Source organism: Amorphoplanes digitatis (assembly GCF_014205335.1).
GTDB classification, from domain to species: Bacteria; Actinomycetota; Actinomycetes; order Mycobacteriales; family Micromonosporaceae; genus Actinoplanes; species Actinoplanes digitatus.
The window spans coordinates 1,692,212-1,705,009 of record NZ_JACHNH010000001.1; the positions used below are offsets into that span (position 1 = coordinate 1,692,212).

A 12,798-nucleotide genomic window follows, 5' to 3' on the forward strand; every position below is an offset into this window, starting at 1 on the left:
CACTATCTGCAATAGCGAGGTGCGGCGCGGGCGTTTCCCCTCAATGCAACCGACCACCCGGTCAAGCCGTGGCGAACCAGCGCTCGGCGAGCGACTCGAACGTGGGCTCGGCCGGGGCGGGCAGCCGTTTCAGGTACGCGCCCAGGTTGCTGTAGTAATGCAGCAACGTCCAGGCCATCAGTCGCCGCCGCAGTTCCCGGTCCGGCTCGATCCCGTACGCCCGCAGCATCCGGCCGTAGAAGCGCCCGTCGCCGTTCGCGAGGAACACGGCGGGCCCGACGAAGTCGTACTCGGCGGCGCCGCGCATGGCCGGCTCGAAGTCGATCAGCCCGGTCAGCCGGCCGTCGGCGACCAGCAGGTGCTCGTCGAGGATCTCGGTGTGCAGCAGCACGGGCGTCTCCGCGCCGAGCGGCACCTCGGCGAGGAAGGACGGTATCTGGGCGACCCAGGCCGGGCCGAGCCCGAGCGCCCGCTGCCGGCCGGCGCACCCGCTCGCCTGGTCGCCGACGAACTCGGCCCAGTCGGCGGGCCACCACTCGTCGATCTCGGGTACGGCGAGGGCGTGCAGGGCGGCGATCGCCGCGCCGAGCTGATCGGCCAGGGCGTCCCGCTCGGGCGCGGCGAGGCCCGGCCAGACAGAGGAGAGCGGCACGCCGGGCATCCGGTCCATCAGGACGTAGCCCCACCGCTCGAAGCTCCCGGTGGCGTGCACGGCGGGCGTCGGCACCGGGAGGCGGCCGTGCACCGCCGCCAGGACCCCGGCCTCCACCGGCAGCTCGTCGACGTGCACCGGCGGGAAGAGCTTCAGGACCAGGTCGCCGACGGCGTAGACGGGAAGTGATCCGGTCGGGTAGCGCGACGCGGCACCGGTGACGCCGAGCGACGCGCAGAGGGCGCGGACGCCGGGGCCGAGCGCCTCCTCGTCGCGGGCGACGAAGTCGAAATCCTCCTCGTCGTCGGCGCATGGCCAGACCGTGTCGACGTTTTCCCTGGTCAAGTGCGCTCCACCTCGATGAACGACAGTCCGGGACGGCGGTGACGGGTAGCGCCGGACAACCACCTCACGTGCGAACTCCGACCCTGAAACTTGCAAGTTGATCCGGACAAACAGCATTATTCCGGTCGGTTCGAGCTTGTTGACCGCACAGCTGGTTCGACGACGGAGCACACCACAGCGGCCGGAAGGACACGACCACGGTGGACCAGGATGCCACGGGTGGCGGCGCACGCCCGGATTCCCTCGGCGCGTCGACCCTCGATCTCAGCGGGCGGTGCGTCGGCGGCTCGTACCTCCTCGTCCGCCCCATCGGGCAGGGCGCGACCGGCACGGTGTGGCGCGGGGTCGACCGGGCCTCGGGCGAGCCGGTCGCGGTCAAGCTGCTGCACGAGAGCCTGCTGCGCCAGCCGAAGCTGGTCACCCGCTTCGTGCAGGAGCGCACGATCCTGATGATGCTGCGGCACCGCAACGTGGTGCGGGTCCGCGACCTGATCACCGTCGGCGAGTCGCTGGGCCTGGTCATGGACCTGGTACCGGGCGGCAGCCTGCGCGAATACCTGCGGGAGCACCACACCCTGCGGCCCGGTGAGGCCGCCCGCGTCGCCGCGCAGGTCGCCGCGGCCCTGGCCGAGGCGCACGAGCTGGGCATCGTGCACCGCGACCTGAAGCCGGACAACATCCTGCTGCACCGCGAGGACGGCCGCCTCGACATCCGGCTGACCGACTTCGGCATCGCCCGGGTGCTGAACACGCCGAGCCTCACCACCTCGAACGCCGTCGTCGGCACGCCGCACTACATGGCGCCCGAGGCGTTCCAGAGCACCCCGACCAGCCCGGCCGCCGACGTGTACGCGCTCGGCGTGCTCATCTACGAGACGGTCTGCGGCCGGCCGCCGTACGACAGCGACAGCGTCCACGAGCTGATGCAGCTGCACCTCCAGGGCAACCCGGTGCGGCCGCCCGGCATCCCGGACGTGCTCTGGGACGTCATCGTCGGCTGCCTCGACCAGAGGCCGCGGCTGCGCCCGACGGCCGCCGAGCTGATCGCCGACCTCGGCGACGTCGAGCGCCGGGCGGGGGGCGCGCCGGCGCTGCCCAGGACGGCCGGTGCGCCGTCGCGCGCCCCGGCCCCGTCGCACCACCCGGTGACCCCGCCGCCCGAACCGGTGCACCCCTCGCTCGACGGCCGGCCGCGGGTACCCGCGCCGCGCGGCGGCAACCAGCCGGCCGGCTGGCGATGGGGGCGGCCCTGGGCGATGATCGGGCTGGTCACCGCGGCGATCGTGGCCTCCGGCGTGACCACGACGGCCTGGCATCTCGGCCGCGCCGATGATCCCGGCGCCGCCGTGGCGCAGGAGCCGATCCCGCGGGTGCCGGTGGTCCGCCCGGCCGGCTCGGCCGCCGCGACCCCGGCGACCACGCCCCACTCGCCGGTGAAGACAGCCGCGCCCGCCAAGGGCACCGCACGGCGCCCGGCGCCGATCGCCGCGCAGGCGCTCACCCCGGTGCGCCCGCGCAAGCCACAGGAGACCCGCCGGCCCGCCGCGCCGCGCACGGCCGGCACCCGGCCCCCGGTCCGCGAGGCCAAGGAGTACGGCCCCGAGAACTGCCGCAGGCGCCTCACCGTCGTCGACTTCAGCAACCCGATGCTGCACAACGCCTGCCACGCGATCGGCGCCAAGGTGCAGATCCGCGGCGGAATGACCGCGCCGAGCCGGGGCGAGGGCCGGATCTCGGTGGCCCTGCGGGACGCCGGCACCGGGCGCCTCGCCGGCGCACCGAAGGTCTGCGCGGGCCTCGACTACGGCCGGGAGCGTCCGATGCACGACTGCGGCCCGGTGACCCTCGACCCGCCGCACGGCCACCGGTACCAGGTGGTCGTGGAGTGGACCTTCACCCCGGCCGGCCGGCCGGCGACGACGGGCGAGGCGACGGGCGACGACTTCGACTGGTGAACGGCGGCGCGGGAAATAGGGTCGCCCGCGCCGGCGTTTCCACCTACCGTGATCGCCATGTTCGCCGCGCCCGGTATGCAGCTGCCCGCAGGGATCACCCTGCCGGTGGCTCCCGCGTGCGATACGCGAATCTGACCCTTCCCCAGACTGCGGCAGAACACGGGGAAGGGTGGCCCGTGCCGTTCTGGCGCGCGTCCCTGGGCAAGGCTCGCGTTCCGCTTTCCGACCCGACGTTTCTCGCATCCAGTGAGGACAGGCATTCCCATGGCCAAGAGCCAGTTCGTCCGTAACAAGCCACACCTGAACATCGGCACGATGGGTCACGTCGACCACGGCAAGACGACCCTGACCGCCGCCATCACGAAGGTCCTCGCCGACCGCGACCCGGCCGCCAACCGGTTCGTCGCCTTCGAGGGCATCGACAAGGCACCCGAGGAGGCCCTGCGCGGCATCACCATCAACATCTCGCACGTCGAGTACGAGACCGCCGGCCGCCACTACGCCCACGTCGACATGCCGGGGCACGCCGACTACGTGAAGAACATGATCACGGGGGCGGCGCAGGTGGACGGCGCGATCCTGGTGGTCTCGGCGCAGGACGGCGCGATGCCGCAGACCCGCGAGCACGTGCTGCTCGCCCAGCGGGTCGGCGTGCCGTACCTGGTCGTGGCGCTCAACAAGAGCGACGCGGTCGAGGACCCGGAGCTGCTCGACCTGGTCGAGCTGGAGGTGCGTGAGCTGCTCGGCGAGTACGGCTTCCCCGGCGACGAGGTGCCGGTGGTGCGGGTCAGCGCGCTGGGTGCCCTCGAAGGCGAGCCGCGGTGGACCCGGTCGGTCGTCGACCTGCTCGACGCCGTCGACGCGTACGTGCCGGTCCCGCCGCGCGAGCTGGGCGAGCCGTTCCTGATGCCGATCGAGAACGTGCTCACCATCAGCGGGCGTGGCACGGTCGTCACCGGGAAGATCGAGCGCGGCACGCTGCGGGTCGGCGAGCCGGTCGAGATCGTGGGCCTCGGCCCGACGGTGGCGACGGTCGCCACCGGCCTCGAGACGTTCGGCAGGTCGCTGCCGGTCGCGGAGGCCGGTGACAACGCGGCGGTGCTGCTCCGCGGCATCAAGCGCGACCAGGTGCGGCGCGGCCAGGTCGTGGCGCTGCCCGGCAGCGTCACCCCGCACCGCGCGTTCCGCGCGCGGCTGTACGCGCTGAGGAAGGAGGAGGGCGGAAGGCACACGCCGTTCGTGGCCAACTACCGTCCGCAGTTCTTCTTCCGCACCACCGACGTCTCCGGCGCGATCGACCTGGGCGACCGGCCGATGGTCATGCCGGGCGACACGGCGGAGGTGACCGTGTACCTGGGCAAGGAGGTCGCGATGGACGCCGGCCTCGGCTTCGCGGTCCGCGAGGGCGGCCACACGGTGGCGGCCGGAACGGTCACGGAGCTGCTCGACTGACGTGCCGGTGCCGTCCGGGAACCCGCCCGGGCGGCACCGGCCGTCACTGCTCCTCGGACTCGCGCTTGCGCAGCTCCTGCTCGGGCCGGCGCAGGTCGGCCTCCCAGCGCTTCATCATCGACTCGTCCTCGCGCAGCGAGCCGGCGAGCCTCTTCAGGAACTCCGGGTCGTCGTCCGGGGCGACCGGACCCTTCCTCGGGCGCTGGTCCTCCGGGAACCCGCTGCCGGGCCGCCACGTGGTGCCGTTGCTGAGCTGGACGGCGCGGGCCGGGCGCCCGGCGACGAACCAGGCGATCGGCCCGATCGGCGAGAACAGCAGGATGATGAAGACCCAGGCGATCCGAGGCAGGGCCCGGATCTGGAACTCCTCGGCGGAGAGGCAGTCGATCAGGGCGATGACCAGCAGCGCGAGGTCGATCAGCACGAAAAGCGAGTAGAGGCGGATCATGGCCAGAGATCTTCGCAGATCCGGGCCTTCCGCACCGGCCCGGGCGGGTGGTGGATCCCGCCCGGGCCGTTTTCGGGGGGCGGGTCAGCCGAGCGCCGCGTTCAGCGCCGGGAGGTAGCCGTACCGGTAGCCGGCGTTGTTCGGGTGGAACGAGTTCGTCGGCGGTACGACGGTCAGGCCGTGCAGCCACGCGTTGGTGCCGCAGATGCCGTGGCCGGCGAACTCGTCCTCGACGCTCGACCAGGTGAAGCCGGCCGCCTGTGAGCGCGCGGCGATCACCTTGTTGAGCTCGACGGCGCCCTTGTTCAGCGACTTGCGCTTGGTCACGCTCATGCCGCCGACGCCGCAGTTCGCGACCGTCTCGTCGAACAGGATCGGGTAGCCGAGTACGACGACCTTGGCGTTGGGTGCCTTGCCCCGGATGTCGGCGTACGTGGCGTTGAGCTTGGCCGGCAGCTGGTCGCGCACCTTGACCAGGGCGTCGGCCACGGCGGACGCGCAGCCGCTGTCGCTGGCCAGCGTGCAGGTGATCACCGTGTCGGCGAAGCCGATGTCGTTGCCGCCGATGGTCAGCGTGACCAGGTCGGTCTCGGCGTTCAGGCCGGACAGCTGCCCGGACCGCAGGGTGGCGGTGGTCGCGCCGCTACAGGCGTTCGACCGGTACGTCTTCGGGCTGTTCGCCGTGTTCCACAGGCCGGGGTAGGCGTTCGAGCTGCGCAGGCAGAGCCCGGTCTGCCCGGACGCGCCGACGCCGGACGAGTACGAGTCGCCGAGCGCGACGTAGTCCCAGTCGGACACGGCCGCCGCGGCCGCCGCGGCGGGCGCGGCGATGACGAGGCTGAGAAGGGTCGAGGTGACGAGGCAGGCGAGGACGTTGGTGCGTCTGCTCATCGGGTTGGCCTCCGGATCCGCGGGGGGATGGGGGCCGGAGCGCTCCGGTTACCGAACAGTAAGTCAAGACTTCATGGAAAGAAACATAGTGACATTCCTGTTACCTCGTAGTAACATCCATCGATGTGACCTGCATCTATGTCATGCAGTCATGTTTCGTGTGCGGAGCGCGATTATTTCTTACCGGCAGTCCAGCCGGTCTTCAGCGCGCGCTCAGGTCGGCGGAATAGCGTCGGGGGCATGGAAGAGAAGCGGGCCCGGAGAGTCGTCGAGACATTGCGCGGACGCAACGTCTTCGCCCATGTGAAATTGCCGCACGCCGGCATCACCCAGTACGGGATCCGGGTCGTCCTGCCCGACGGGCGCGAGGCGATCTGGGACAACGACGGCACGGCCGGCCTCGAGGCGCAGGTGATGCGCGACGGGGTGCTCGTCGGCTTCGTGTCGTCGATCCCCGGCTCGGAGAACTTCGGCGACGAGCAGATCATCGACGCCATCGCGGCGGCCGACTACGACCGGCCGATCGGCCGCTCCCGGCCGACCACGCCCTCGCGCGCCGACCGGGTCGTGGCGGCACCGCCCCCGGTGGGGCTGGGCGACCGGCTGCGCCGCACCTTCCGGGGCTGAACCGGCCTGCGGCGAGTCAGCCCACGCCGAAGGACGCGTTCCCGGCCGGCAGCCGCCGGCCGTCCCGGTCGTGCGCGCTGAGCTTGCCCAGCCGGGCGCCGGGGGCGACCTGATCGAGGGTGAACCAGAACAGCACGACCGAGGGATCCTCGCTCCAGGTGGCCTGCCGCGCCGTGACCTTCTTCCCGTCGGCCGTCACGGTGATCTTCGCCGCGTCGCCGACGTAGTAGCCGAACGCCGGCGACGGCCCGCTGCCGATCGTCATGGGCGCCTGCGCGGCATGGAAGCCGGGCGCCCGATCCGAGCCCACGGACTCGTTCGACATGACGTCGACGACGAGCCCGCCCCCGGCGTCCCGGCGGCCGACCGCGATCCCGATGCCGGTGTCCGGCAGGGCGGGGTCCTCGAGCTCGGTGACCCACAGCAGCCGCGGCCCGCCGCCGATGGTCATCCCGGTGTCGACGACGTCGCCGAACGCGCCGTCCTGCCGCGGCTCGACCGGGGTGACGTTCACCCCCGTGCCGGGCGACCCGGCGCTCACGGGCTGGGCGCCGTCCGGGCGGGCCAGTTGCGCGCCGCCGACCAGCAGGGCCAGCACCGCGAGGCCGGAGGTCGCGCCGACGGCGAGGCGGCGGCGCCGGCGCAGGCGGCCGCCTGCGGCCATGACCGCACCGAGATCGAGGGGTTTCGGCGAAAAGTCCGGCGTGTTCATGGCGTCTCTCAGGTCATCGAGGTCGTTCACGTGCGTACTCCGCTTTCGGCGCGCCGGGGTGAAGGGATGGAGACCCGGAGCTTGGCGAGCGCCCGGGAGTTGAGGCTCTTGACCGTGCCGAGGGAGATGTCGAGCTCCCGGGCCACGTCGACCTCGGTCGCGTCGAAGAAGTGCCGGAGCACGACCACCGCGCGCTCGCGCGGCGACAGCGCCTGTAACGCGCCGATCAGCCAGCGGCGCCGGGCGACGTCGTCGGCCAGGTCCCGGGGCAGCGGCTGCTCCGGCAGCTGCTCGGTCGCGTACTCGCGCATCGGGCGGCGCCACTGGTCGGTGATCAGGTTGGCCAGCACCGTGCGGGTGTACGCGTACGGGTCCTTGCGGCGCACCCGGCCCCAGGCCGCGTACACCCGGACCAGGGCGGCCTGTGCCGCGTCCTCGGCCTGATGTCGGTCGCCGGTCAGCAGGTACGCGGCGCGTTGCAGCCGCGCCGAGTTCGCCTGCGCGAACTCGACGAACTCGTCGTCGCCTCTTCGAGCTAATCCCACGACGGCCATGACGGCTGAGGGGCGGAAAAGGTTGCGGCAACCTTTCCCGGCGACCGCCCGTCTCGATCATCGTCATGCACCATCCGCCCATCCTGATGGAGATACGCAATGGGACTGTCCCGAAACCGCTGGATCCTCACCGCCGGGGTAACCGGAACCGCACTCGCCGTGGTGGTGGCGGGCGCCGTGGCCGCCAACGCCGCGCAGGAGAAGCCGGCGGTTCCGCCCACGGGGGCCGCACCGCGGCCGGCCGCGAGCGCACTCGCCTCCGCACCCGCCTCCGCACCCGCCTCCGCGCCCGCCTCCGCGGAGCCGGAGTCCGCTCGGGAGCGGCTGGGCGACGTGGTCGACGCCGGCTTCGCGGCCAAGCAGGGTACGTGGGTGCTCTACGCCGTACCGGTCAAGGAGAAGTCGCTGCCCGGCACGCATTTCGGGGTGATGGCCGGCCGCAGGCTGGCCGACGGCACGATCGTCGACGTGGTCGTCACCAACGAGGTCGAGGGGCGGGACCGGGCGCCCGGCTTCCACGCGGTGCAGGGCGGCATGGAGGTCGAGGGCGAGCCGACACCGTCCTTCGGCTACTACGCCGGCGACGCGGCGCGGATCACCGCGCGGGCGGGCGGCCGTACCGTCGTGGCGAAGGTTGCGGCGTGGAGCAAGGACCGCCGGATCAAGTTCTTCTGGTTCGACCCGGCGACCGAGGCCGTCGCGAATCTGAAGGCCTTTGACCGCGGCGGCCGCGCCCTGCCCGCGGGCAACAACCAGGTCGGCGTCGGCTAGCGCTACGCCCAGACCGCGCGGACCCGCTCGGCCACCTCGGCCGCCTGCGCCCGGCCGGCCTCGCCGGCGGGCGCACGGCGGGCCGGGTCGAGCGGGTTGCGGCCGATCGCGGTCAGGGCGGCCCGGTTCGGGCTGACCACGGCGGTCCGCACGCCGGCACCGAGCGCCGCCGCCTGCGCACCCGGGCGGTCGGCGCGCCGGGCCGCCGCGACCAGCGGCGCGATCACCACCACCCGGTCGTAACCGGCGGCCAGGTCCACGTTGGCGACCGAGCGCACCCCGCCGTCGATGTAGCGGCGGTCGCCGACCGTCATCGGCGGCCAGACCAGCGGCACCGCGCAGCTCGCGGCCACCGCGTCGACGAGCGACGCCCCGCTGTCGCTGTCGAAGACCACGACCTCGCCGGTGCGCGCCTCGACGGCCGGGATCAGCAGCCGGGCCGCGGGCCAGTCGTCGCGCCGCACGCGCGAGGCGATGGCCGTGCGCCGCTCGGACTCCGGCACCGTGCGGGCCTTCAGCGCGGCCCGGCCCAGCCGGGCCCGGCCGCGGGCCCGGCCGCCGGGCCAGAGCGCGGCCATCACGAAGCCGAGCAGCACCCGCGTGCCGATGGTGGCGCTGCGGTCGCCGCCGGTGTCGGCGAGCTCGCGCTCGTAGAGCTCGGCGACGGAGGCGCCGCCGGTCAGCTGGGCGGCCACGACCGAGCCGGCCGAGGTGCCGACGAACAGGTCGGCCGTGGTGAGGTCGACGCCCCGCTCGGCGAGGCCGTGCAGCAGGCCGATCTCCCAGGCGACGCCGGTGACGCCGCCACCACCCAGCACCAGCGCGCGTCTCTGCATGCCGCCAAGCCTATGCGCCGAAGAGGTTCTTGTAGACCGCCGCCGACCGCGGATTGGGGAAGCAGCCGGCGTCCGTGCGGTACAGGCTCGACTGCACCCCGCCCGCGCCGCAGTCGGAGAAGTAGGTCTCGTACGCCAGGTACCTGGCATGGCCGGCGAACCAGGCGTGCATCCAGGTCACGAACGACGGGTTCTCCCGGCCGGCGTCGCCGGTCGGTACCACGCCCCACTCGCCGACCGCGAACAGCTTGCCGTGCGCCCGGGCGAACCGGTACAGCCAGTCAAGGCCCTCGGGGGCCGCGGCCACCCGGTCGAACGCCGCCTTCGTCGGCGACCAGGGGTAGTGGTCGTAGTTGTCGATGCCGACGATGTCCACGTAGGCGTCGCCGGGGTAGCAGTTCGTGCTCACCCCGCCGCACACCCCGGCCGGCGTGCCGTGCGCGTTGATCGTCCAGTCCAGCAGCACGTCCGGATTGCCGGCGCGGATGTTGGTGGCGGCGCGGCGGTAGCAGGCGATCCAGGTCGCCGGGTCGTCGGCCCGCCAGGGCGAGGTCCGCTCGTTGAACTCCCAGCCCAGCCGCACCACCGAGTCGCCGCGGCCGTGGCGGGTCATCAGGGCGCCGAAATTCCTCCAGTCCCGATCCTTTTCGCCGTTCGCGCACGCCGCCAGGTCCGCGGCCGCACCGATGGGCACCAGCCCCTGCGAGACGACGAGCATGCCCTCGAAGTCCGCGAACAGGTCGAACGTCCAGCCGGTGCCGGCCGTCATCGACTCCCACGACGTCCGGTCCGTGTAGGTCTGCGCGACATGGCACGGCCGGCCGCGCGCGGCGCAGAACGCGTTGACGTGCGCGGTGTCGAACTTCGGGTCGCCGTTGACGCCGGACAGGCCGTTCGGGCCCGGCCATTCGCCGTCCTGGCGGGGGAGCGCGATCAGTCGCCGAGCGGAGCGCGATTCGGCGGAGGACGGCGCGCCGCGGGACGCGGAGGTGGGCCTGGACGGCGTCGCGGTCGGCGTCGCGGCCGGCCGGGGTTCGCCGGCGGTGTTCGCCAGGGCGACGCCGAGCCCGGCGAGCAGGATCAGCGCCGCGACGCCGGCCCGCCACAGCCTCGGGCCACGCGGTCGCTCGTCGGTCATGCGGCGCGTCCCTCCGACGATTGAGTGTTTTGCCCGATTATGCCAGCTTTGATCGGGTGAGGATTGCCTTCCCTAAAGAATGGTGAATGGAGGCTTACCTCATTTGTAAACCCGCGAAAAATGACGTCGGTCATGCCGCGCGAAGCCGCTTCACATAGTTTATGGTCGGCTAGAAGAAAGGGGCCCCACCATGACTCAGATGTTGGAGATGCCGCGCGTTCAGACCTGCACGGTCACGGCCTGCGGCTACAACCACGGCGGCTGCACGGCCTTCGCGATCACCATCGGCGGCGTGAACTCGGCGTGCGACACGTTCGTCGAAACCACCGACAAGGGCGGGATGGGCCAGGCCACGGCGCAGGTCGGCGCCTGCAAGCGGTCCGAGTGCGTGCACAACACCGAGCTCGAGTGTCACGCGCCGTCGATCGTCGTCGGCGCCGCGCAGGATCGGGCGGACTGCCTCACCTTCGAGGCGCGATAAGCGTTTCGATTAACTAAGCCTTGCCTTAAAAGGCCGCCGCCGGAAATCTGGGCGGCGGCCTTTCTGCTGATCGTTATTCATTGTCGGGCCTGGTTGCGCGCCGGCCCCGGGGTTGACCCGGCCGGGCGCAGCGGCTAGGTTGTTCTCAGATCGAGTCTTACTCACATCGAGAACAACGCGGGGCGACGATGACGAACGAACGGGAGTTCCTCGAGGGCTACGACCCGGGTGCATACGCCCCGGTCGCCGTCACCGTCGACGTCGTGGCGCTGACCATCCGGGACGCCCGGCTGCACGTCCTGCTCGTCGAGCGCGGCGGCCACCCGTTCACCGGATGGCGTGCCCTGCCCGGCGGCTTCGTGCGCGACGAGACACTCGACGGTGCCGCCCTGCGCGAGCTCGCCGAGGAGACCGGCCTGCGCCCGGGCGAGGACGACCTGGACCGGGTGCACCTCGAGCAGCTCCGGTCCTACGGGAACCCGGGCCGCGATCCCCGGATGCGGGTCGTCTCGGTGGCCTACCTGGCGTTCGCGCCGAGCCTGCCCGACCCGAGGGCCGGCGGCGACGCGTCCGGCGCGTTCTGGGTGCCCGTCGACGAGGCCGGCGAGCTGGCCTTCGACCACGCGGCGATCCTCGCCGACGCCCTCGACCGGGCCCGCGCCAAGCTGGAGTACACGCCGCTGGCCACCGCGTTCGTCGGCGACGAGTTCACCATCGGCGAGCTGCGGGCGGTCTACGCGGCGGTCTGGGGCGAGGAGTTGCACGCCGGCAACTTCCACCGCAAGGTGCTGTCGGTGCCGGGCTTCGTCGAGAGCACCGGCGAGACGGCGGCCCGCGGCGGGGAGCGCGGCGGGCCCAAGGCGCGGCTCTACCGGGCCGGCGACGCGCGGCTGCTGCACCCGGCGCTGCTGCGGCCGGCCCGAGAGGACGGCATCCGATGACCGCGGCGCCGTCGTTCGCGGACGCCGTCGGCCGCATCACCGCGGCGCGCACCTTCGCGGACCTGGTGGACGACGCGCCCGGGCAGACCGCCGGGCACGCGTACCGGATGCTGGTCAAGGCGGTGCATCCGGACGTCGCACCGGCGGGCCGGGCCGCGGCCGCGACGGCGGCCCTCGCCCGGCTCGCGCGGCTCTGGGCCGACCGCGACGGCCGGGTGCTGACGACCGGGCGGGCGACCTACCGGGTCGGCGAGGTGGTCGCGAGCGGCGACATCGCCGAGCTCTACGCCGTCGACGGCGGCGCGGCGCTGCTCAAGCTGCCCCGCCGGCCGGGCGACAACGACCTGATGCGGGCCGAGGCCGCCGCACTTGACCGGCTGGCGTCCGACGGCGACCCGCGATACCGGGCCTACGCGCCTCGGCCGATCGAGAGCTTCACCCACGAGGACGGCGCGAGGGCGCGCCGGACGGCGACCATCGTCGAACGCCAGAACGGCTTCGTGTCCCTCGCGGACGTGCGCCGCGCCTACCCGGGCGGCATCGACCCGCGCGACGCCGCCTGGATGTGGCGCCGGCTGCTCACCGGGCTCGGCTGGGCGCACCGGGCCGGCGTCGTGCACGGCGCGGTGCTGCCCGAGCACGTCATCGTCCACCCCGCGGAGCACGGCGTGGTCCTCGTCGACTGGTGCTACTCGGTGGCGCCCGGCACGCCCGTGCCGGCGCTGGTCGCTCGGCACCGGGCCGCCTACCCGCCCGAGGTGACCGCCGGCAAGCCGGCCACCGCCGCCACCGACATCTTCATGGCCACCGGCCTGATGCTGCGCCTGATCGCCGACCCGCCGGCACCGCTCGCGCGCTTCGCGGCCGGCTGCACCTACGACGCGCCACGCATGCGTCCGCAGGACGCGTGGTCACTGCTCGGGGAGCTCGACGAGCTGCTCGGGAACCTGTACGGACCCCGCCGCTTTCGCCCGTTCGCGATGCCGGCGTGACTC

At 72.8% G+C, this 12,798-nt stretch carries 14 protein-coding genes; 7 read left to right on the top strand and 7 right to left on the bottom strand.

The window, feature by feature from the left end; genetic code table 11:
- Positions 1–61: 61 nt before the first annotated feature.
- Positions 62–997, bottom strand: coding sequence for an aminoglycoside phosphotransferase family protein (locus tag BJ971_RS07715; RefSeq protein WP_203709401.1), 936 nt, complete (start codon positions 995–997; stop codon positions 62–64).
- A 200-nt stretch (positions 998–1,197) separates the two neighbouring features.
- Between BJ971_RS07715 and BJ971_RS07720 the strand changes: the two genes are divergently transcribed.
- Complete coding sequence (locus BJ971_RS07720; RefSeq protein WP_184991117.1) at positions 1,198–2,952, top strand: serine/threonine protein kinase; 1,755 nt, start codon at positions 1,198–1,200, stop codon at positions 2,950–2,952.
- 264 nt (positions 2,953–3,216) lie between these two features.
- Positions 3,217–4,404 carry an elongation factor Tu gene (gene tuf / locus BJ971_RS07725; protein WP_184991119.1) on the top strand — a complete coding sequence of 396 codons (1,188 nt, stop codon included), beginning with the start codon at positions 3,217–3,219 and terminating at the stop codon, positions 4,402–4,404.
- 43 nt (positions 4,405–4,447) lie between these two features.
- Here tuf and BJ971_RS07730 read toward each other — a convergent pair whose 3' ends face one another.
- Both BJ971_RS07730 and BJ971_RS07735 read right to left on the bottom strand, forming a co-directional pair.
- Positions 4,448–4,852: a PLD nuclease N-terminal domain-containing protein gene (locus BJ971_RS07730; protein WP_184991121.1), complete on the bottom strand. Its 405-nt coding sequence runs from the start codon at positions 4,850–4,852 to the stop codon at positions 4,448–4,450.
- An 84-nt stretch (positions 4,853–4,936) separates the two neighbouring features.
- Complete coding sequence (locus tag BJ971_RS07735) at positions 4,937–5,743, bottom strand: SGNH/GDSL hydrolase family protein (protein WP_184991123.1); 807 nt, start codon at positions 5,741–5,743, stop codon at positions 4,937–4,939.
- 240 nt (positions 5,744–5,983) lie between these two features.
- Between BJ971_RS07735 and BJ971_RS07740 the strand changes: the two genes are divergently transcribed.
- Complete coding sequence (locus BJ971_RS07740; RefSeq protein ID WP_184991125.1) at positions 5,984–6,370, top strand: hypothetical protein; 387 nt, start codon at positions 5,984–5,986, stop codon at positions 6,368–6,370.
- 16 nt (positions 6,371–6,386) lie between these two features.
- Here BJ971_RS07740 and BJ971_RS07745 read toward each other — a convergent pair whose 3' ends face one another.
- Both BJ971_RS07745 and BJ971_RS07750 read right to left on the bottom strand, forming a co-directional pair.
- Positions 6,387–7,112: a hypothetical protein gene (locus BJ971_RS07745; RefSeq protein WP_184991127.1), complete on the bottom strand. Its 726-nt coding sequence runs from the start codon at positions 7,110–7,112 to the stop codon at positions 6,387–6,389.
- Positions 7,109–7,627, bottom strand: a complete 519-nt coding sequence (locus tag BJ971_RS07750) for a SigE family RNA polymerase sigma factor (RefSeq protein ID WP_239087542.1) — start codon at positions 7,625–7,627, stop codon at positions 7,109–7,111. Before BJ971_RS07750 ends, BJ971_RS07745 begins: the two co-directional genes overlap by 4 nt.
- 108 nt (positions 7,628–7,735) lie before the next feature.
- On the opposite strand from BJ971_RS07750, the gene BJ971_RS07755 reads away from it, so the two are divergent.
- Positions 7,736–8,407 (top strand): hypothetical protein, encoded by a 672-nt coding sequence (locus BJ971_RS07755; protein ID WP_184991131.1) that lies wholly within the window; start codon positions 7,736–7,738, stop codon positions 8,405–8,407.
- Positions 8,408–8,409: 2 nt separating this feature from the next.
- Here the strand turns inward: BJ971_RS07755 and BJ971_RS07760 are convergent, their stop codons facing one another.
- A complete protein-coding gene (locus BJ971_RS07760; protein ID WP_184991133.1) occupies positions 8,410–9,243 on the bottom strand; it encodes a patatin-like phospholipase family protein in 834 nt (277 codons plus the stop codon).
- A gap of 10 nt (positions 9,244–9,253) precedes the next feature.
- Positions 9,254–10,381 (bottom strand): glycoside hydrolase family 26 protein, encoded by a 1,128-nt coding sequence (locus BJ971_RS07765; protein ID WP_184991135.1) that lies wholly within the window; start codon positions 10,379–10,381, stop codon positions 9,254–9,256.
- 190 nt (positions 10,382–10,571) lie between these two features.
- Between BJ971_RS07765 and BJ971_RS07770 the strand changes: the two genes are divergently transcribed.
- The 3 genes from BJ971_RS07770 (at position 10,572) to BJ971_RS07780 (ending at position 12,795) form a co-directional block, all read left to right on the top strand.
- On the top strand, positions 10,572–10,862 hold the full coding sequence (locus tag BJ971_RS07770; protein ID WP_184991137.1) for a DUF1540 domain-containing protein: 291 nt from the start codon (positions 10,572–10,574) through the stop codon (positions 10,860–10,862).
- A 188-nt stretch (positions 10,863–11,050) separates the two neighbouring features.
- Positions 11,051–11,803, top strand: coding sequence for an NUDIX hydrolase (locus BJ971_RS07775; RefSeq protein WP_184991139.1), 753 nt, complete (start codon positions 11,051–11,053; stop codon positions 11,801–11,803).
- A complete protein-coding gene (locus BJ971_RS07780; RefSeq protein WP_184991141.1) occupies positions 11,800–12,795 on the top strand; it encodes a protein kinase family protein in 996 nt (331 codons plus the stop codon). Before BJ971_RS07775 ends, BJ971_RS07780 begins: the two co-directional genes overlap by 4 nt.
- Positions 12,796–12,798 lie beyond the last annotated feature (3 nt).

Coding starts and splice junctions, on each gene's coding strand:
- tuf (WP_184991119.1), top strand. CDS start 3,217: ATGGCCAAGAGCCAGTTCGTCCGTAACAAGCCACACCTGAACATCGGC.
- BJ971_RS07730 (WP_184991121.1), bottom strand. CDS start 4,852: ATGATCCGCCTCTACTCGCTTTTCGTGCTGATCGACCTCGCGCTGCTG.
- BJ971_RS07735 (WP_184991123.1), bottom strand. CDS start 5,743: ATGAGCAGACGCACCAACGTCCTCGCCTGCCTCGTCACCTCGACCCTT.
- BJ971_RS07740 (WP_184991125.1), top strand. CDS start 5,984: ATGGAAGAGAAGCGGGCCCGGAGAGTCGTCGAGACATTGCGCGGACGC.
- BJ971_RS07755 (WP_184991131.1), top strand. CDS start 7,736: ATGGGACTGTCCCGAAACCGCTGGATCCTCACCGCCGGGGTAACCGGA.
- BJ971_RS07760 (WP_184991133.1), bottom strand. CDS start 9,243: ATGCAGAGACGCGCGCTGGTGCTGGGTGGTGGCGGCGTCACCGGCGTC.
- BJ971_RS07765 (WP_184991135.1), bottom strand. CDS start 10,381: ATGACCGACGAGCGACCGCGTGGCCCGAGGCTGTGGCGGGCCGGCGTC.
- BJ971_RS07770 (WP_184991137.1), top strand. CDS start 10,572: ATGACTCAGATGTTGGAGATGCCGCGCGTTCAGACCTGCACGGTCACG.
- BJ971_RS07775 (WP_184991139.1), top strand. CDS start 11,051: ATGACGAACGAACGGGAGTTCCTCGAGGGCTACGACCCGGGTGCATAC.
- BJ971_RS07780 (WP_184991141.1), top strand. CDS start 11,800: ATGACCGCGGCGCCGTCGTTCGCGGACGCCGTCGGCCGCATCACCGCG.